The organism is Bradyrhizobium sp. B124 (genome assembly GCF_038967635.1).
Taxonomy (GTDB): domain Bacteria; phylum Pseudomonadota; class Alphaproteobacteria; order Rhizobiales; family Xanthobacteraceae; genus Bradyrhizobium.
The window spans coordinates 5510693-5528693 of sequence record NZ_CP152413.1 but is presented as its reverse complement, the minus strand read 5'-3'; the positions used below and the strand labels follow the sequence as shown (position 1 = coordinate 5528693).

The 18001-nt window shown below is 64.9% G+C and carries 14 protein-coding genes and 1 tRNA gene; 8 read left to right on the top strand and 7 right to left on the bottom strand.

Going from position 1 to position 18001, the window contains the following annotated elements; translation table 11 throughout:
• The first annotated feature begins 161 nt into the window (after window positions 1-161).
• On the top strand, window positions 162-1340 hold the full coding sequence (locus AAFG13_RS26310) for a DNA topoisomerase IB (RefSeq protein ID WP_212320189.1): 1179 nt from the start codon (window positions 162-164) through the stop codon (window positions 1338-1340).
• Between the two features lie 159 nt (window positions 1341-1499).
• Here the strand turns inward: AAFG13_RS26310 and AAFG13_RS26305 are convergent, their stop codons facing one another.
• The 3 genes from AAFG13_RS26305 to AAFG13_RS26295 form a co-directional block, all read right to left on the bottom strand.
• Window positions 1500-1913 (bottom strand): EVE domain-containing protein, encoded by a 414-nt coding sequence (locus AAFG13_RS26305; RefSeq protein WP_342708671.1) that lies wholly within the window; start codon window positions 1911-1913, stop codon window positions 1500-1502.
• A 93-nt stretch (window positions 1914-2006) separates the two neighbouring features.
• A complete protein-coding gene (locus AAFG13_RS26300) occupies window positions 2007-3119 on the bottom strand; it encodes an alpha/beta hydrolase (protein ID WP_342708670.1) in 1113 nt (370 codons plus the stop codon).
• A 123-nt stretch (window positions 3120-3242) separates the two neighbouring features.
• Window positions 3243-4148, bottom strand: a complete 906-nt coding sequence (locus tag AAFG13_RS26295) for a LysR substrate-binding domain-containing protein (protein ID WP_342708669.1) — start codon at window positions 4146-4148, stop codon at window positions 3243-3245.
• Between the two features lie 113 nt (window positions 4149-4261).
• Between AAFG13_RS26295 and AAFG13_RS26290 the strand changes: the two genes are divergently transcribed.
• Window positions 4262-5026 carry a haloacid dehalogenase type II gene (locus tag AAFG13_RS26290; RefSeq protein ID WP_342708668.1) on the top strand — a complete coding sequence of 255 codons (765 nt, stop codon included), beginning with the start codon at window positions 4262-4264 and terminating at the stop codon, window positions 5024-5026.
• Window positions 5027-5091: 65 nt separating this feature from the next.
• Here AAFG13_RS26290 and AAFG13_RS26285 read toward each other — a convergent pair whose 3' ends face one another.
• Entirely contained in the window at window positions 5092-6072 is a 981-nt protein-coding gene (locus AAFG13_RS26285) for an NAD(P)H-dependent glycerol-3-phosphate dehydrogenase (RefSeq protein ID WP_342708667.1), read from the bottom strand.
• Between the two features lie 256 nt (window positions 6073-6328).
• Window positions 6329-7402, bottom strand: coding sequence for a tRNA (adenosine(37)-N6)-threonylcarbamoyltransferase complex transferase subunit TsaD (tsaD, locus tag AAFG13_RS26280; protein ID WP_342708666.1), 1074 nt, complete (start codon window positions 7400-7402; stop codon window positions 6329-6331).
• Window positions 7403-7575: 173 nt separating this feature from the next.
• On the opposite strand from tsaD, the gene AAFG13_RS26275 reads away from it, so the two are divergent.
• From AAFG13_RS26275 to AAFG13_RS26255, 5 genes are all read left to right on the top strand, one after another.
• The gene (locus tag AAFG13_RS26275) at window positions 7576-8304 is read left to right on the top strand and encodes a uroporphyrinogen-III synthase (protein WP_342708665.1); all 729 of its coding nucleotides are present in this window, start codon (window positions 7576-7578) and stop codon (window positions 8302-8304) included.
• Window positions 8305-8424: 120 nt separating this feature from the next.
• Window positions 8425-9684, top strand: a complete 1260-nt coding sequence (locus tag AAFG13_RS26270) for a hypothetical protein (RefSeq protein ID WP_342708664.1) — start codon at window positions 8425-8427, stop codon at window positions 9682-9684.
• A 20-nt stretch (window positions 9685-9704) separates the two neighbouring features.
• Window positions 9705-11462 (top strand): heme biosynthesis HemY N-terminal domain-containing protein, encoded by a 1758-nt coding sequence (locus AAFG13_RS26265; protein ID WP_342708663.1) that lies wholly within the window; start codon window positions 9705-9707, stop codon window positions 11460-11462.
• 107 nt (window positions 11463-11569) lie between these two features.
• Window positions 11570-11645: transfer RNA gene (locus AAFG13_RS26260), tRNA-Thr, on the top strand.
• A gap of 461 nt (window positions 11646-12106) precedes the next feature.
• The gene (locus AAFG13_RS26255) at window positions 12107-14734 is read left to right on the top strand and encodes a glycosyltransferase (protein ID WP_342708662.1); all 2628 of its coding nucleotides are present in this window, start codon (window positions 12107-12109) and stop codon (window positions 14732-14734) included.
• A gap of 122 nt (window positions 14735-14856) precedes the next feature.
• Here AAFG13_RS26255 and AAFG13_RS26250 read toward each other — a convergent pair whose 3' ends face one another.
• A complete protein-coding gene (locus tag AAFG13_RS26250) occupies window positions 14857-15924 on the bottom strand; it encodes a hypothetical protein (protein WP_342708661.1) in 1068 nt (355 codons plus the stop codon).
• Between the two features lie 342 nt (window positions 15925-16266).
• Complete coding sequence (locus tag AAFG13_RS26245; RefSeq protein ID WP_212320165.1) at window positions 16267-17130, bottom strand: carbonic anhydrase; 864 nt, start codon at window positions 17128-17130, stop codon at window positions 16267-16269.
• A gap of 290 nt (window positions 17131-17420) precedes the next feature.
• On the opposite strand from AAFG13_RS26245, the gene AAFG13_RS26240 reads away from it, so the two are divergent.
• Window positions 17421-17855, top strand: a complete 435-nt coding sequence (locus AAFG13_RS26240) for a hypothetical protein (protein ID WP_342708660.1) — start codon at window positions 17421-17423, stop codon at window positions 17853-17855.
• Window positions 17856-18001: the final 146 nt, after the last annotated feature.

Here is an 18001-nt window from a genome sequence, read left to right as displayed (position 1 = left end):
CACCCATGAAAGGTATTTAGAAACCGTCGATAACCGATTCGCGACTCGCAATATCGGCCCCGACGCCCTAAATCGCGAAACCGAGGCCGGATGGCCAACCGGAACGAAGCCCGAAGCAACGGCATTACCGGGAGAACAGCGGAACAAGGCGTCTTGGAAGTATGATGGATCAGCAGAACATCGCGGCTGTGCGGCCCATGTCCGCCGATCCCGCTGTCGCCTTGGCGAAGGCGCTGGGCCAATGGCCCAAGCAGCCGCAGGCGAAGTTGCAGTCGCCCCGGGCAAAGCTCAAGCTCGACGCGCCCGCCGCCATCAAGACCTCCGTCGAGGATCTCGCGCGCGATCTGGGCCTCCGGCTCGGCGACCAGAACGAGCTGACCATCCGCCGCATCAAGCGCGGCAAGAATTATTCGTTCGTGCGCGCCAACGGCTCGCACGTCCGCGATGCGCGGACGATCCGCCGGCTGCACGCGATGGCGGTTCCGCCGGCCTATCGGCAGGTGCGCTATTCCAGCGATCCGAGCTCACATCTGCAGGCGGTCGGCCGCGATGCCGCGGGCCGATTGCAGTACCGTTATCACGCCGACTGGGAGAAGGTCCGCGAGCAGCGCAAGGCGCATCGCCTGGCCAAGCTCGTCGCCGCGCTGCCGAAGATCCGGCGCAAGGTCTCGGCGTTCCTGTCCGGCGACGAGCCGACGCGCGAGTTCGCGCTGTCGGCGGTGATCGAGCTGATCGCGCGCACCGCGATCCGACCCGGCAACGAATCCTATGCCCGCCTCAACGGCACCCGCGGTGCCACCACGCTTCTGAAGTCGAACGTCACGCTGGAAGACGATTCCCTGGTGCTGACCTTCAAGGCCAAGGGCGGTAAGGCCGTACGCAAGGAATGCGATGCGGCCAAGCTGGTGCGTGCGATCGGCATTCTGCGCGGCGTCCCGGGCAAGCGCATGTTCCAGTACCACGACCGCTCCGGCGTCGTCCGCGCTGCATCGACCACGGCGGTGAATGCGTTCCTGCGCGAGCTCGCCGGCATCAAGATCTCGCTGAAGGATTTCCGTACGCTGATGGCTTCGGCCGTCGTCGTGGAATCGCTGTCACGGATCACGCCGGCCGCCAGCCAGCGCGGCCGCAAGCGCCAGGTGCTGGACGCGATCCGCGCCGCCGCCGACCAGCTTTCCAACACGCCGGCGATCTGCCGCAAGAGCTACGTCCACGACACCATCGTCACCGCCTTCGAGGACGGCATCCTCGAACGCTTCGCCGCGACGATGGGCGGTTACCGCACCCAGTCCAAGCGCGAGCAGTTGCTGGCGCAAGTGGTGATGGCGGCGGGGGCGTAAGCGCCGCCGCAAACTCCGCCGTCGTCCCGGCGAAGGCCGGGACCCATTACCCCAAATGTTGATTGCGGAAACGAGCTGGAGCCACAGCGCGCTCAACACTGCTCGCCTGTGGTTATGGGTCCCTGCTTTCGTAGGGACGACGACTGAGTTTGTGGAACGCTACAGCCCGCCCATCTTGCAGACGTATTTCCATTCCTCCGCGGTGACCGGCTGCACCGAGAGCCGTGAATATTTCACCAGCGCCATGTCGACGAGCTTCTTGTCGGCCTTGATCGCGGCCATCGTCACCGGGGTCTTCAGCGGCTTGTCGGCCTTGATGTCGACGCAGACGAACTTGCCGGTCTTGTCGGTCGGATCGGGATAGGCCTCCTTGACGATCTCGGCGATGCCGACGATCTCCTTGCCCTCGTTGGAATGATAGAAGAATGCCTTGTCGCCCTTCTTCATATTGACGAGGTTCTGCCGCGCCGTGAAGTTGCGCACGCCGGTCCAGGCTTCGCCCTTCGCGCCCTTGGCGACCTGCTGGTCCCACGACCAGGTCGACGGTTCGGATTTCACCAGCCAGTAATTCATCGCAACTCACCCCGTTCGAGTGTCCATTGCGCGGCAATCTACAGGCAGCCGGATGCCCGCGACAAGCGCGGGCATCTATCTTGACGACAGCGCTCACTGCTTCAGGTATCGATCGAAGAATTTGGCGATGTCGGTGAAGGCTTCTTTGGTCTCGGGCGCATCGATATTCATCTGGTACTGCGCGTGGGATTGCCCCTCATAGACATTGAGATCGGCGATCACGCCGGCGCGCCGCAATTTGCGATGCGTGCGAACCGTGTTGCTGAGGAACAGGTCGCGCGTGCCCGATGTCAGGATGGTCGGCGGAAAACCCTTGAAGTCGCCGTAGATCGGCGAAATGTAGGGATTCTTCAGGCTGGTCCCGCTGGCATAGAGCTTGGCCGCGCGGCCGAGCCATCCGTCCCAGGTCACCAGCACATTATCGACCCACTCATTGCTCGCGTAGCTGTCGCCGATCTTGTCGATGTCGGACCACGGCGTGCCCGGCGCGATGGCGGCGGGCAGCGGCAGTTTCTCGTCCCTCGCCCGCAACACCATCGCAAGCGTCATAGCGCCGCCGGTCGAGGTGCCGAAGATCGCCAGCCGGTGGCGCTCGTGCGATTTCAGGACTTCCTTCCAGACCGCCATCGCGTCGTCCATTGCGGCCGGATAGGGGAAGTCCGGCGGCATCCGGTAATCGACCGAGATCACCTTGTAGCCGCCAAAGGCGGCCATCATGATGGCTTCCGGCAACGCGGCTTCGCCGGGGCCGAACACGTAGCCGCCACCATGCACGTGGATCAGCAGGCGCCGCCGGTTCTCGAGCGCGATCTTGTTCGGCGTCACGATGTAGCAATGCACGCCGGCAATCCTGGTTTCCTCGACCTTGACGCCGAGCTTCGCCTTCATGGCCGGAATACCCGCGATCAGGAGCTTGGCGCGGCGGTCGATCAGCTCCTTCCACTCCGCAGGGGTCTTCGGGTCGGCGTTGAAATGCGGCGGGTAGGGCTCGCCGATCATCGCCTGCATCTCCGGGGAGACGTCACTTGAGGGATTGCCGATCGATTTGAGCGGGGCGACCCGCTTGCCGTCCTCGGCGTTCGCCGCAGCCTCGCGCTTGGCGAGTTCGTCGTACGGTACGGCCGTTTGCGCGCGCGTGGTGGCGCAGGAGGTGGCGATGGCAAACAGAATGCTGATCGAAACGATAACGTGACGCGGTTGACGCATGTACTTTCCCCAAGTTCGGTTTCTTGTTGTTGGAACGGGATCCGACGGTCGCCGCCACGCTATCACAGTGCGCATGATCTCTGCGCGGAAGTCAGCGCCGTCAAGCGCGACAGCTGCAACCCGCTATAGGTGGTTCAACCCGATCTGGGGAATCTCGCCGGCGGCGAAGTCCAGGAAGCTCCGAATGCGCGGCGCCATCAGCCGTGCGCTGGGATAGACCAGCTGGACCGGTATCGGCGCGACTTCATAATCCCTCAGCACACGGACGAGGGACCCCGCCGCGAGTTCACCCGCAACCTGGTACGACAGCACCCGCGTCAAGCCCATGCCGTCACGCGTCAGTCCGATTGCCGTCTCGGCGCGATTGACCTCCATGCGGCTCGACACCTTGACCTTCTGCGGACCCCCTTGTTTGTGCTGGAACGACCAGGCCGCGGGGCTCGCCTGATTGACGAAGGTCACGGCGTGATGCTGCGCAAGATCGTCGGGTCTGCGCGGCCGACCGTGCCGCTTCAAATAATCGGGGCTGGCGACGACAATGCGTCGGACTTCCCCGACGCGCCGGGCCCTCAGCGAGGAGTCCGTCAGATGGCCGATCCGCAGCGCGATGTCGATCCGCTCGTCGATCAGATCGACGAGACGATCCTCGAGCGCCAGTTGCAGCGTGATGTCAGGATGACGTTCAAGGAATGCGCGCACCAGCGGTGCGATGTGACGGCTGCCGAACAGCGTCGGCGCTGACAGCTTGATGTTGCCGCGCAGGCTTGCGGCCTCGCCGATCGCGCCGTCGATCGCGTCGTCATAATCGGCGAGCAGGCGGCGCGCCTGCGCCGCAAGCCGCGCCCCGGAGTCGGTCAGCGACAGCTTTCGCGTGGTCCGCTGCAGCAGCCGGGTGCCGAGACGCCGCTCAAGCTCGGCGACGATCCGCGTCGTCGAGGAGGGTGAACGTGCGAATTTGCGGCCGGCGGCCGCAAACTTTCCGCTGTCGACGATCGCGAGAAACAGGCGGAGCTCCTCGAGCCGGTCCATCGTCATCCTCTCCCCGATTGTTCTGAAACACGGAATGATCTCTGCTGAAATCGGGCGATTGTGCCAACACGCAATTGTGTGAACGCTGGCGGCACACAATGCGGGGAAACGACATGCTTCTGGATCGCCGGACGTTTACGACCCTGGCCGCGGCTTCCGTCACCGCCGCGACGGTGTTGCCCGATCGGTCGCGCGCGGCAGGCCGCCCGCCGTTCCGGGCGGTCGCCTTCGACGGCTTCCCCGTCATCGATCCCCGTCCGGTATCCGCCCGGCTGGAAGAGATGTTCCCCGGCATGGGCGCGGAGCTGGGCGCTATGTGGCGAACCCGGCAATTCGAATACGGCTGGCTCAGGACACTCGGCGGGCAATATGCCGACTTCTGGCGGGTCACCGAGGACGCGCTGGTGTTCGCGGCAAAGGCGATGAAGATCTCGCTCTCGCCCGAGCAGCGCGACCGCCTGATGCAGTGCTACCTGGAACTGAGGGCGTGGCCGGACGTCGTGCCGGCGCTCGTGCAGCTTCGCGCCGCCGGCCTGCGCATGGCGTTTCTCTCCAACTTCACCGCACCGATGCTGGACGCGGCGATCAAGAATTCCGGGCTCGAGGGTCTGTTCGAGGATCACCTCAGCACCGACAAGGTCGCAGCCTTCAAGCCGGATGCACGCGCCTATCAAATGGGTGTCGACGCGTTCGGACTGAAGAAGGAGGAGATCGTCTTTGCGGCATTCGCCGGGTGGGACGTGGCCGGTGCAAAATGGTTCGGTTATCCGACCTTTTGGGTCAACCGCACCAACGCGTCAGCCGAGGAACTCGGCGTGACACCCGACGGAGCGGGGCCCGGACTGCACGACCTCGTCGCCTTCGCGACGGCGCGGTGATCGGGGCGTCTTCGAACCAAGCGGAGACCGGTTGGCGTGAAGAAAACGCGTCACCGCGACAAGCGCTAACCTTCCGCCTTGAATGGCCGCGTCAGCAGGCCTTCGATCGCGTCATCGATCGTCAGCCGGTCGCTCAGGATCGCGGCGACCGCGTTTGACACCGGCATATCGACCTTCTGCGCAGCGGCGAGCTCGCACAGCACCGGCGCGGTGAATGCGCCTTCGGCGAGCTTGCCGACCGGCGCCGCTTCACCGCGACCGAGCGCGAGGCCGAGCGCGAAATTGCGCGATTGCGCGGTCGAGCAGCTGAGCAGGAGATCGCCCAATCCAGACAGGCCGGAGAGTGTTTCGGTGCGTGCCCCGCAAGCGCGACCCAATCGCGCGAGCTCGCTGAAGCCGCGCGTGGTCAGCGCGGCGAGCGCGGAAGCACCGAGATTCCTGCCAACGACGATGCCGGCGGCGATCGCCAGCACGTTCTTGGCCGCGCCGCCGATCTCGACGCCGCGCACGTCTGACGTGTGATAGGGCCGGAAGGTTGCCGAGCCGAGCGCCTGCACGAGCGCGCGTGCCAGCGCCTCGTCCCTGGTGGCCAACGTTACGGCCGTCGGCAATCCGCGCGCGACGTCGTCGGCAAAGCTCGGTCCCGACAGGATCGCGGGCACCGCGCGCGGTGCTGCTTCCGCAATCACCTCGGTCATGAACTTGTGCGTGCCGTGCTCGATGCCCTTCGCGCAGGCGATGACAGGTGTATCGGGCGCAAGATGCGGCGCGAGATGACTGACCGCGGCGCGCAGATGCTGTGCCGGAGTGACCGCGAGAATGATGTCCGCGCGCGCGGCAGCGGCGATATCCGATGTCACCGCGATGTCGGGATGAAGCTGGACGCCAGCCAGCCGCGGATTGACCCGCGTCGCCTGGATCTGCGCGGCATGCTCGGCATTGCGCGCATACAGCGTCACCTTGCGTCCGGCGCGTGCCGCGACCTCGGCCAATGCGGTGCCCCAGGCGCCGGCACCGATCACGCTGACTGACATATGCGCGGGCATCGGATCCCTAGCTCAGGTGTGCTCCCTCGCCCCGCTCTTGCGGGGAGAGGGTTGGGGTGAGGGGCTCTATCCGCGAGTGCGCCGAGCGTTGGAACCTGTACCCCCTCACCCGGATCGCATTTCGCTGCGCTACATGCGACACAGCCGAAACTTCGTTTCGGCGTTCTTCAAGACGGCCGCCGAAGGCGGCCTGTGCCTCTCCCCGCAGGCGGGGCGAGGTGAAGTGGTGTCTGCGGCGAACTCCGTCAAACATGTCTCAATATCCGGCGCGGCTGTTGGCGTAGCCGGCCGGCGCCTTGGCGTTGGCGTCGAGCAGCCAGCGTGCCCGCGGCGGCGCTTCCATCGTGTCGGTGAGGCCGAGCGCCATTCGCTCGGCACCGGCCCAGGCGATCATTGCGCCATTGTCGGTGCAGAGCGCCGGCGGCGGGATGATCAGCGTGGTCTGCGCTTTCGCCGCGACATCCTGTAGCGCGCTGCGAATGGCATGGTTGGCGGCAACGCCGCCGGCCGCGACCAGCGCGCGCGGCGTGCCGAACCGCTCCTGGAACAACCTCAAGCCGACGGTCAGCCGATCCGCGGTCGATTCCAGCACCGCGGCCTGGAAGCTTGCGCAGAGGTCGCTGATGTCCTGCGGCTCCAATGGCTCCAGCCGGCTAGCTTCGTTGCGCACCGCCGTCTTCAATCCCGACAGCGAGAAATTCGCATCGGGACGGCCGAGCATCGGGCGCGGAAACGCAAACCGCGTCGGGTCGCCGCCGGCCGCCGCGCGCTCGACTTGCGGCCCGCCGGGATAGGGCAGCGACAGCATCTTCGCCACCTTGTCGAACGCCTCGCCCATCGCGTCGTCGACGGTGGTGCCGAGCCGCACATATTCGCCGACGCCGACCACGGCGACGATCTGGGTGTGGCCGCCCGAGGCCAGGAACAGGCAATAGGGAAACGCAAGCGCGCAGGTCAGCCGCGGCGTCAGCGCGTGCGCCTCGAGATGGTTCACCGCGATCAGCGGCGTGTCGTGCACCATCGCGATTGCCTTCGCGGTGGTGAGACCGACGATCACCCCGCCGATCAGGCCGGGGCCGGCGGCTGCGGCGACCGCCGACAATTGTCCGTAGCCGACACCGGCCTCCTTCATGGCGGAGGCGACGATACCGTCGAGCAGGTCGACATGGGCGCGCGCCGCGATCTCCGGCACCACGCCGCCGAAGCGGGCGTGCTCGTCGATCTGCGAGCGCACGACGTTGGAGAGGATCCTTGCCTGCCCGTCAGCCTGGCGCTCGACCACGGCGGCTGCGGTTTCATCGCAGGTGGTCTCGATCCCCAGCACCAGCATCGGTGGTTCGTGTCCCAATTTCGGCCCTTGTGCTACCAGCATGATCCGGACAGGCCGGAACCGGTTTCCGGCAAGATCATGTTCATCAAATTGTCCCCTCCGGGGTAGCATTGCGAGGTCTTGAAGTGCAATCGGTCGGCAAGGTCCAATTCGCAGGGCGGGAGACCTGATCCGTGACCATCCTTGTCACACGACCGCATCCGGACAATGACGCGACGGTGGCGACGCTGCGCCAACGCGGCTTTGAGGCCCTCGCGGCACCGGTGCTGCGCTTCGAGCCGTTACCGTTCAATGACGATGATGCGGATTATGACGCGGTCATCCTGACCAGCGCCAACGCCCCGCGCGCGATTGATCTCGCCGGCAGCCGGCTGTTGCGGCTGCCGCTGTTCGCGGTGGGCGCACACACCGCCGACGCCGCGCGCGCCGCGGGCTTCGACAAGGTGATGGTGGCCAAGGGCGATGCGGTGAGCTTGCGCGATCTCGTGCTCGCGCGGGTCAAGGCCGGCGAACTGGCGGCTTCAGCCACGCTGCTCTATCTCGCCGGCGCCGACCTGTCGCGCAATCTGGCGGGCGAACTCAGCGAAACCGGCCTGACGGTCGTCACCCACACCACCTACCGGATGGCGTCGGTGGCCGGCTTCCCGACGGAGGTCAGTGACGCCTTCCTGGCCAGCCGGATCACCGCGGTGCTGCACTATTCCCGCCGCAGCGCGCAGGCGTTCCTGGACACCATACGGGCCGACGGAATCGAGATTTCGGCGCTCGCACTGCCGCAATGCTGCATCTCGGCTGCGGTCGCCGCGGTGCTCCATGACGCCGGCGCGACCAAGGTGGTGGTGGCGGCGCGCCCGGACGAAAACGCCCTGCTGGAGGCGCTGGTGCGCACCCTGCGGCCGTGAGCGGAATAATTCTTTCGTCTGACCATGATGTTAGGCAATGCTCCGTTTTTAGGATCGTGCTCTAAGAACGTCGGCCGATTCTGCTACAATGTGCGGCCAGTAGTTTTGAGGACCCTCGCGATGGCTGAAGATAGGCCCGACGACCCAGGACCTTCGCCGGATTCCCGGCCCAAGCGCGCGCCGCCGACCATCGATCTTCAGGCGACCGAGATCTCCAGCGAGCCGCCAACGGCCGAGGGAGGCGAGGAAGGCGCCAAGGATACTGACAAGGATACCGACAAGGCAGCGGAGGCGGCTGCGCCTGAGGCGGAGCCTCATCCCGATCCTGCTCCCCACGCCGAGCCGCAGGCCGAGCCCGCCGCCGCGGCGTCCGTGGCCGAGCCGTCGCGGCCGGTGTCACCCTGGGTGGTGGCGCCGGTATCGGGCGCGGTCGCGGCAGCGCTGGTGATCGGGGTCGGCTGGTTGCTCGGCTGGCCGGCGGTGCCGCCGGCGTCGACGCCGCAGCCCAGTGCCGCAACGGTCGACGAACTCGGCACGCGCCTGACCGCGCTTGAATCGAAAGCCGGCAGGCCGGTCGCTACGGCCGCCGATCCCGCGGCAACCGCGCGGCTGGAGGCGCTCGACAAATCGATCGCCGCGTTGCGCACCGAGCTCGCCGCAACGCGCGCGCAATCCGACAAGCTTGCGGCGGCGGTCAATGAGGTGAAGGCCGCGCCGCGCGATGGCGCGGCTGCGCCCGACATCTCCGGCATCACGGCACGCATCGACAAGGTCGAGGGCGCGGTGAAGGCGCAGGGTGCCGCGATCGCCAAGCAGGATAGCAAGATCGCCGACACCAAGGCCGAGGCGAAGGCGGACGACGTGCCGCTGCGCCGCGTGGTCGCGGCATCGCTGCTCGACGTCGCGGTTCGTCACGGCGATCCCTATGCCTCGGCGCTCGAGGCCGCGAAATCAATCTCCGACAATCCTGACGTGCTGAAGCCGCTTGACGTCTTCGCCGCGTCAGGCGTGCCTAGTCCGAACAAGCTGTGCCGCGATCTGATCGAGATCGTGCCGCAACTCGCGCCGCCGCCGCCGGACGCTGCGGCAGCCAGCGCCGGGCTGGTCGATCGTTTGAAGGCCGGCGCCTCCACCCTGATCCAGATCGAGCGGACCGACGGCACCGGGACCGACCGCGGCAGCATCGTCGCGCGCGTGACATCGGCCGCCGTGCATAATGATCTCGCATTGACCGAGCGCGAATTGAAGTCGTTGCCGCCGGCCGATCGCACCGCGGCGCAAGCCTGGCTCGCCAAGGTGGACGCGCGCCGCGCCGCGCTCGACGCGTCGCGGAAATTTGCCGACAACGCCATGGCGGCGCTCGCCACGGTCAACCAGTAAATCCTTGCAATAGGTTCTCGATGATCCGGATCATTCTGTTCCTGCTGCTGATCGCGCTCGCTGCAGCGGGTGCGGCCTGGTTGGCCGATCAGCCCGGCGATCTCGTGCTGAACTGGGGCGGGTTGCGCTTCACGTCCAAGCAGCCGATGTATCTGCTCGGCCTCGTCATCGTCGTCGCGATGGTCGCCGGCGTGATCCTGCGCGGGCTGTGGAAGATCCCGGGCCATGTCCGCCGCGGCAGGCGCGAGCGGCGCCACGCGCGCGGCCGTCACGCCGTCACGCAAGGCCTGCTCGCGATCGGGCATGGCGATTCGTCGGCGGCGCGCGCGCATGCCGAAGTGGCACGGCGCCACGCCGGAGGCGATCCGCTGGCGCTGTTGCTGCACGCGCAATCGGCGCAGCTCGACGGCGATCGCGACGGCGCGCAGCGCGCCTTCCGCGCCATGGCCGAGCGCGCGGACACGCGGCTGCTCGGCCTGCGCGGCCTGTTCATCGAGGCGCAGCGCGCCGACGATCCGGTTGCGGCCGTGATGATTGCCGAGGAAGCGCTGAAAATGTCGCCGTCCTCGTCTTGGGCCTCGCATGCGGTGCTCGGCTTCTGCTGCGCCAAGGGCGATTGGGCCGGCGCGCTGTCGATCATCGACAACAACCAGGCCGCCGGGTTGATCGACAAGGCGACCTATCGGCGGCAACGCGGCGTGCTGCTCGCGGCGCGTGCGCTCGAGTTCGAGACCGTCGATCGCGATTTGTCGCGCGCGAGCGCGATGGAGGCGCTCAAGCTGGCGCCGACGCTGATCCCGGCCGCGGTGCTTGCCGCCAAATTCGAGAGCGAGGCGCATCAGGTGCGCCGCGCGATGCGTATCGTCGAGACCGCGTGGCTGGCACAGCCGCATCCCGATCTCGCCGACGCCTATTCGCATGTGCGGCTCGGTGATGCCGCGCGCCAGCGCCTGGTGCGCGTCGAGACGCTGGCGGCGAAAACGCCGGGGCATATCGAAGGCGCGCTGGCAATCGCGCGCGCCGCGATCGATGCGACCGAATTCGCCAAGGCGCGTGCGGCGCTGGAGCCGTTCACGGCGGCGCCGACGCAGCGGGTCGCGCTGCTGATGGCGGAGCTCGAGCGCACCGAACATGGCGACGGCGGCCGCGCGCGAGCCTGGACCTTGCGTGCGGTGCGCGCGCTGCATGATCCGGTGTGGACCGCGGACGGCTATGTCTCCGACCGCTGGCGTCCGGTGTCGCCGGTTACCGGTCGTCTCGATGCCTTCCAGTGGCAGACGCCGGTGGCGGCGCTGCCGTCCGACAAGGGCAATGCGATCGAGCCCTCGCCGTTCGAGGAGGCGATGTTGGCGCCGCGCCGGGTCGAGCCGCCAAAGGAAGTCGCCAGCGAGCTGCCCCCGCCGAAGCCGGTTGAGCCGGTCGAGGCCAAGCCACTCGAACCGGCCACGCCGCCTGTGCAGGACAACGCCCCGGTGCCGGCGGCGATCGAGGCCGACCCGGCCCCAATTCAGGCCGATCCGCCCGCCCCGGAGCCGGAGCCGGAGCCGCCGCCGGCCGCCGAATCGGCTCCCCCGGCCCCCGCCCCGCTGTTCCGTTCCCGGACCGACCTGCCGAAGGCGGCGCCCGCGCCCATTCCGGCCGTAATCCCCATCGTCCGGGCCCCCGACGACCCCGGGGTCGACGAGGACGGCGCCGTGGACGAATTTGCGGAACAAATCGGCCCGGCCAAGGCCCAGATCGGCGGTTGGCGCGGATTTCTGTCACGTTTGGGAAGCTAATTCGCGGTTAGATAGCCGGTGTGTGGTCCAATAGCCGCGTTTTCCTTGCCAATCGGGGTCATGCCCGATATCAGGTGGCGCGCTGTCAGGCCGTTGCCGAACGGTTCGCCGCAATAGCTCAGTTGGTAGAGCACGTCATTCGTAATGACGGGGTCGGGGGTTCGAGTCCCTCTTGCGGCACCACTCCTCAGGAACATCCCCCGTCTCGATGCGCAGGCGAGATTTACTCGCCTGGATTCTCGCACGGCACAATCTGCATATGATCGCAATCGCGACCGGTCCGCCGGCTGCCCGGTTGGCGACCGTGGCGGCCCCGCGGTGCGTCAGGACATGGCACAACCCCGGCGCGAGATGCGAAAACACGAAGAAAACGCCGAATGCGTGGCCCGCGCCGAGACGAACGCGGTATTCAGATGGGTGACGTGAACCTGGCGAGATAAACGCCCGAGCCGATCTGCAACACGCGGAACACATCCTCCGGTCGCGAACTCCAGCGCAACGCCAACCGCACCAAATGCGCAAGCCGACTAAATGATTGGTGAGATGAGACGCGACATGGAGCAGAATAAGCGCTGCGGAATCGGTGTTCGTAGATTGTGCGTTCTCGCGCGGAAGCCTAATACCTGAACTACGATTGCTGGGGAATGACGTTGGTGCAGAAGGATCGTGATAGCGAATTTCAACTACAGCTTGCCTTCCTGAGGGAGTTCCAACGCGCCCACAATCGCCCGCTGCGCGTCCTGCATATCGGCAATATCGCGAACAACGCCTACAACAATGCTTTGATTCAGCGGCGCTTTGGAATCGAAGCGGATGTCATTTGCTATAACTATTATCACGTCATGGGTTGCCCGGAATGGGAGGCCGCAAGCTTCGATGGCAACGTCGACAACATGTTCCCGGATTGGTGGGCCACCGAGTTGGGCGGTTGGCGACGACCGGATTGGTTTGCGCAAGGTCCCGTTCTCGATTGCCTCTCGTACCTTCGTGCGAAGAACGCCGGTGACGGCGAAGCCGCAGCATTTTTCTGGACGCTGCTGCAGGCAAGGTATTGGGAGATGCTTGATGGCATCGCTGCCGCAGAGAGCCGGGTCCGTCCACCGATGCCGGAGCATCTGGCAGACACAATTTCAATTGCGCGTGAGTTTCAGGACTTCCAGTCAAGCAAGGCAATCCCGCAGCCGCCCGATCAACCGACCATCGTCCTGCCAGGGGCGACCATAGGGCCTGAGTCTGCACACTCCCCGATTTCGTCGGCCTCATCAAAGTTGGCCTCGCCAGATCCGCGGCCTGGGCAAAGCCGATCTCTCGCCAACGAATATCCAAATCCCGAAGGACCAGGCCGCCTCGTCTCAACCTATCGTTCCTTACTGGCGAAGTACGTCTTTGTTCATCTGCGGCGTGAGGCGGAAACCGGCGTTGTCGCCGGGGCGAGTCTGGCGGTCGCAATCTGGCGAAGCCAGAGACACAGCCGCGGCTTGCCGCGTTTTGGCTTCGAGTTTTCCGCTGATGTCTTCACGATGCCGAATCCTGACACCGCGCCGCCGGCTGCAAGCGAAGGCAATCAATATCGGACGTTCCGCGGCTCGCGGTCATCAAGTCCCAAAGGACCAAGCCGCCTCGTATCAATCTATCGTTCCCTGCTAACGAAGTACGTATTTGCTCATTTGCGGCGTGAGGCGGAAACCGGCGTTGTCGACGGGTCGAGCTTGGCGGTCGCAATCTGGCGAAACCAGAGACGCAGCCGCGGCCTGCCGCGCTTTGGCTTCGAGTTTCCTGCCGATGCCTTCACGACCCCGAATCCTGACACCGCGACGCCGGCTGCAGGCGAAAGCAATGAAGATGGGACGTCTCGCGATCCGCGGTCACCAAATCCCCAAGGACCTAGCCGCCTTACATCGATCTATCGCTCCCTGCTGACGAAATATGTATTTGCTCATTTGCGGCGTGAGGCGGAAACCGGCGCTGTCGCCAGGCCAAGTTTCGCGGTCGCAATCTGGCGAAGTCAGAGACGCAGCCGCGGCCTGCCGCGTTATGGTTTCGAGTTTCCTGCTGATGCCTTCACGATACCGGATCCTGACGCCGCGAGGCCGGTTGCAAGCGAAAGCGATGTCTTGACGATCCCAAATCTTGACATCGTGACGCCGGCCGCAAGCAACGGCGCGGCCGCTGACGTCGGTTCGTCAGGCATTGCCGTGGTGACCCAACCGGACATCGTCGACCGCCCGGAGTTTCGCTACTTCGAAAAGTACGGCAAGGGCGAGGATCGAAACGCTTCGCAACGTGCGGCACGTCTTGGTGACCTGCTGCGACAGTTCACGGATTATCCGGCAGAAGCCCTGGTCTTGGTCGAAGCCTTCGCATCCAGCATTGCCAATGAATTCGCTGACGTATTGGAGCACTATGACATCATTCAGGGCTATTCGATCGACGGGTTCATTCCGTTCATCAACGGACTCAAGAATTACACATGTTACGAGCATGGCACGTTGCGCGAAATGCCTTTTGAGAAAACCTATAATGGCATTCTTTGTTCGGCGTCGTACAAGAATGCGGCTTTCTCCTTCGTGACCAACTCGGACGTGCTGCCGTCTGTGGCACGGCTGAAGTTGAAGAGAGAGCGGACCGTTTATCTTCCGCATGCCTTCGACGATGAAAAGATTTCAAGCTTTCGAGCAGGCCTCAAGATTCCGAAGCGGGACCCCAAGGTCACCACATTCTTTAGCCCGACACGCCATCATTGGCACGCTGCACCTGTTTCGATGCAGAAGGGCAATGATCTGTTCTTGAGGGCGGCAGCGCAGGTTGCGCAAGCGGATCGCGATTTTCGCATCATCCTGGTCGAGTGGGGTGTTGACGTTTACCGAAGCAAGGAACTCATTCAGGAACTTCGAATTGAAGACATAGTTTCGTGGATACCGTCGTTGAACAAGGCGGAGCTTCGACAGCGGTACTGCGCGAGCGACGTCGTCGTCGATCAGTTCAGGATACCAGCGATCGGCGGCGTTACCTTTGAGGCAATGGCGCTCGGACGCCGCGTTATAACCAACCTTGATGAAACCCAATCAGCGGAGTTCTTTGGAGCGGCGCCGCCCTGCCTGGTCGCCGACAGCGTCGAGTCGTGCGCGGCCCGGATTCTCGAGGTTCTTGCTGATCCGCTGGACGGCAATGGCCGCGGCGATGCCGCGCGTCTGTGGTTTGAGAAGTGTCATTCCGCGCAGCGCGTCGTCGCGCTCCAACTGGCCGCTTATCGAACGATTTGCGCCGCCTAGAGCATTTTCGGTTCTGATTGAATCAGAACCGAAGCTCTAGATTCTTGCTTTGACGCGTTTTCTTCACGCGAACCGGTGTCCATCCCGCATCAAGTGCGGGACAGGCCTCGCTCCAAAACGCTCTAGATCCGCGCGCCACACAGTCCGCTCATGATCGCAATTGCGATCAGCGCGCCGGCTGCGAGCCCGGTTGCCCAGATCCGGTTGGCGACCGCCGTCGCCATGCCGTGCGCGATCAGGACGCCGCGCAATCCTGAAGCGAGATGCGCGAGGACGAAGAAGACGCCGAGGGCGTAGTGCGGCACCAGGCGGATGCTCCAGGCGTCGGGGATCAGGCCGGTCGGTGCGCCCGACGCCCAGTCCCAATTGGTGTCGATGTGGTGCACGGCTCGCGCCGAGACGAACGCGGAATTCAGATGGGTGACGATGAACGCCGCGAGGTAGACGCCGGAGCCGATCTGAAACACGCGGAATCCGTCCGCCGGCCGTGAACTCCAGCGCCAGGCGAGCCGCACTCCGACCGCGACCTGGAACAGCATCAAAGCGACAAGCACCGGCTCGACCACGGACGATCGATAGACCGTGCGGCCGAGCTTCATCACGGCGGCATGAACCTCGGGTCCGAGCAGGCCGAGCAGATGATTGGTGAAGTGAAACGCGACATAGAGAAGGATGACCGCCGCGGCGATGCCATGCGTGACACGCCATCCGGCAATGGACGGAGGAGCCGCGGCCGATGTTGCCGGCCGCTCTTGCTCGCCGCCGAGCAGCACATAGAGACACGTGGCGAGCCAACCCGCGACCCAGACGAGCTCGTCGCTGACATGGATGTGCAGCAATCCAAGACCGACGCCGGTCAGCACGAACAGCGGCGGCGCACCGATGCTGAGATAGGCGAGCCGCCGGGCGCGCAGCTCGAACGACGAAGGCGCTGGCTTGGTCAGCCAATAGGCGCAGGCCAGACCCAGCAAGGGCGCGGCCGTCGCGGCCAGCAGAAGCAGCGCCGCCAGAACCATCCGGCCAGGCGAGGGCTGGCCGCTCGCAGGAGAGACCGCGAGATGAAATCCATCGAGCAGGAACGGATAGGCGATCGCGCCGGCGACCGGGATCATCGAACGGAGCTTTTCGGCGGCCGCATTCGCCAAGCCGCCGTCGCCGGACCGTACGCGACCTTGTTCAAATGCACTCACTGAGTTCTCCAGAGTTCGGGCGTCGTGCGAAGGAGAAACCCAAACCGACGAATCTATTCCCGGCTCTCCACCTGAGGGGCGGCACACAAGTCAGTGCTGTGGGCGCTGGCGTGCGCAGGCAAACGACGTTGCGCCGAGACCATGTCTCAAGGTGCACAACCGTACGCGGATGCGAGCCGACCGATAGGACCAAGTTTCAACAATCCGGCTGAACCATGCCAGCCTGTTGGCAGCTACCATTCTCCTGGCGTGATGCAGCTCACGGGATCCTGGGCCCGACGCGGCTGGTCTCCCGGCAAGGGCATGGTCTCCGTTCGGATAGGGAAGGGGAGACGGCTCCGATCAATCTTTCGCGTTCACAAGCGATTCAATACGCCGCGAGCGCACGATGGCGTTGCCGAGTTCCACAAACGCTGCAAGGTCTCGAGGTGCCGCCGCCAGCCCAATCCCATCGGCATCACTGGAACGGGGAGCCCATATCGCGCGGCTCTCCAGAAGATAGACGCCGTAAACCGCTTCGATCCCGGTGTAGTCGTTGCTCCTCAATTCTTCTTGTATTGAGTAAGCCGCCAGCGCGGCGTTGGTGGCAATCGATGTCTCGATCAAGGCTTTTCGATATCCGGGCTCGCGTACCACCGCTGGCCCGAACGCGGCGACCAGCTTTCTCTCGGAAGTCTGCACCACGACCAGCGCACCGTCGAGAATGCTGCGGAGCGAACGCTTGGTCGCGAGCGGCAAGTATTCACGCGGATTCAGGAATACATCGACGGCTGTCGTGAGCGCGCCGCATCCGCTGTGGCCGAGCACGACGATGAGCTTGAGGCTCCCGCCAAGGTTCTCGACGGCGTATTTGAGGCTTCCAAGCACCTCTATTCCGAGCCCGTTGCCCGCGACGCGGACCACGAAGAGATCATTGGGCCCTTCATTGAAAATGAGTTCAACTGGCACGCGGGCGTCGGAGCAGCCGAGCACTGCGGCGAACGGTCTTTGCTTCGGTACGGCGCTGTCGGCCGGCAGGCCCAGGTCACGCAGATCGACCGGGATGATCTGCTGTACCACGCTCGCCCCCTCGTCGCAGTCAAGGAGCGTGGCGAAGCTCTTGTTGCCCTGCTCCAGACGCAGCAAAGCCGTATGACTGTCCGGCGGGGTTGGCCTGATCGAGACATCGTCGCTGCTATAGCGATACGTGATATCGAAGGTCTTCATAGAAGCCGCGCTGCGCTGGGATATTCAGGCAAGCAAATGCGACGTGCACAACGAACCGAACCTGCAATCCCATTGAACGACCCAATGGAAAGCCGCCGTTGATCCAGATCAAGGCTGCTGCAAGGCGGGGATGGCGGAGATGACCCTCTCCAGGACGCCGCCGAGGTGTCAGCGTTGTTGGGGCTGACGATCACAGGGAGATGAATGCGGCACGCGACGGCTGCGTGAAGCGGCTCACATAGTGGCTCGGACGACGTGGCTAGTCTCCCGCCACCAACGGGAGAACAACAATGCGCAAACTCATCCTGATCACGGCGGTGGTTTTGGCTTCCGCTTCCGCGCAGGCCGGCGAACGAAGCCTGTCGTTGGGCGGGGCAGGCTCGCTACCGGCCGCCGCGTCGAATTCGGTCAATACGGCGGACAAGGTTGCCGATGCGCCGGCGGCGCCCGCCGTCGCGCCGCCGCCAATGCCGCCGGAAGCGCCAAAATATGTCGAGCGGGCAGCGCCGGTTGCGGCTCCCGCTCCGCAGCCGCAAGCCCAGCCGTCCGTGCAGCAGACGCCCGTACAGCAGCAAGCGAATGTCCAGCCGTCAGCGGCACCGGACGCAAGGCCGGCGCCGGAGCAGCGGACGACTTGGTACAGGTCGAGCCATCGCCGCCACGCCCGGCGCTGGACCGAGGGCCGCATCATCGGCGAGCTGCATCGCCACGGGATTTACTGGTAGCCACGCCTTGCCGAGCGCCGGCACCCGCCAGCTACTTTGCATGGGGTTGTTTTCGATATTTTGGTCGGAGCCGCAGCTACCGGGCGCGATGGCGCCACTCTCGAAGGCGCATAGGCCTTCAAGGTCGTTTGGCCGTGTCGGACCAG

What these genes read in the sequence shown, in the direction of transcription:
- AAFG13_RS26310 (WP_212320189.1), top strand. Translation starts at nt 162, where the DNA reads ATGATGGATCAGCAGAACATCGCGGCTGTGCGGCCCATGTCCGCCGAT.
- AAFG13_RS26305 (WP_342708671.1), bottom strand. Translation starts at nt 1,913, where the DNA reads ATGAATTACTGGCTGGTGAAATCCGAACCGTCGACCTGGTCGTGGGAC.
- AAFG13_RS26300 (WP_342708670.1), bottom strand. Translation starts at nt 3,119, where the DNA reads ATGCGTCAACCGCGTCACGTTATCGTTTCGATCAGCATTCTGTTTGCC.
- AAFG13_RS26295 (WP_342708669.1), bottom strand. Translation starts at nt 4,148, where the DNA reads ATGGACCGGCTCGAGGAGCTCCGCCTGTTTCTCGCGATCGTCGACAGC.
- AAFG13_RS26290 (WP_342708668.1), top strand. Translation starts at nt 4,262, where the DNA reads ATGCTTCTGGATCGCCGGACGTTTACGACCCTGGCCGCGGCTTCCGTC.
- AAFG13_RS26285 (WP_342708667.1), bottom strand. Translation starts at nt 6,072, where the DNA reads ATGCCCGCGCATATGTCAGTCAGCGTGATCGGTGCCGGCGCCTGGGGC.
- tsaD (WP_342708666.1), bottom strand. Translation starts at nt 7,402, where the DNA reads ATGCTGGTGCTGGGGATCGAGACCACCTGCGATGAAACCGCAGCCGCC.
- AAFG13_RS26270 (WP_342708664.1), top strand. Translation starts at nt 8,425, where the DNA reads ATGGCTGAAGATAGGCCCGACGACCCAGGACCTTCGCCGGATTCCCGG.
- AAFG13_RS26265 (WP_342708663.1), top strand. Translation starts at nt 9,705, where the DNA reads ATGATCCGGATCATTCTGTTCCTGCTGCTGATCGCGCTCGCTGCAGCG.
- AAFG13_RS26255 (WP_342708662.1), top strand. Translation starts at nt 12,107, where the DNA reads ATGACGTTGGTGCAGAAGGATCGTGATAGCGAATTTCAACTACAGCTT.
- AAFG13_RS26245 (WP_212320165.1), bottom strand. Translation starts at nt 17,130, where the DNA reads ATGAAGACCTTCGATATCACGTATCGCTATAGCAGCGACGATGTCTCG.
- AAFG13_RS26240 (WP_342708660.1), top strand. Translation starts at nt 17,421, where the DNA reads ATGCGCAAACTCATCCTGATCACGGCGGTGGTTTTGGCTTCCGCTTCC.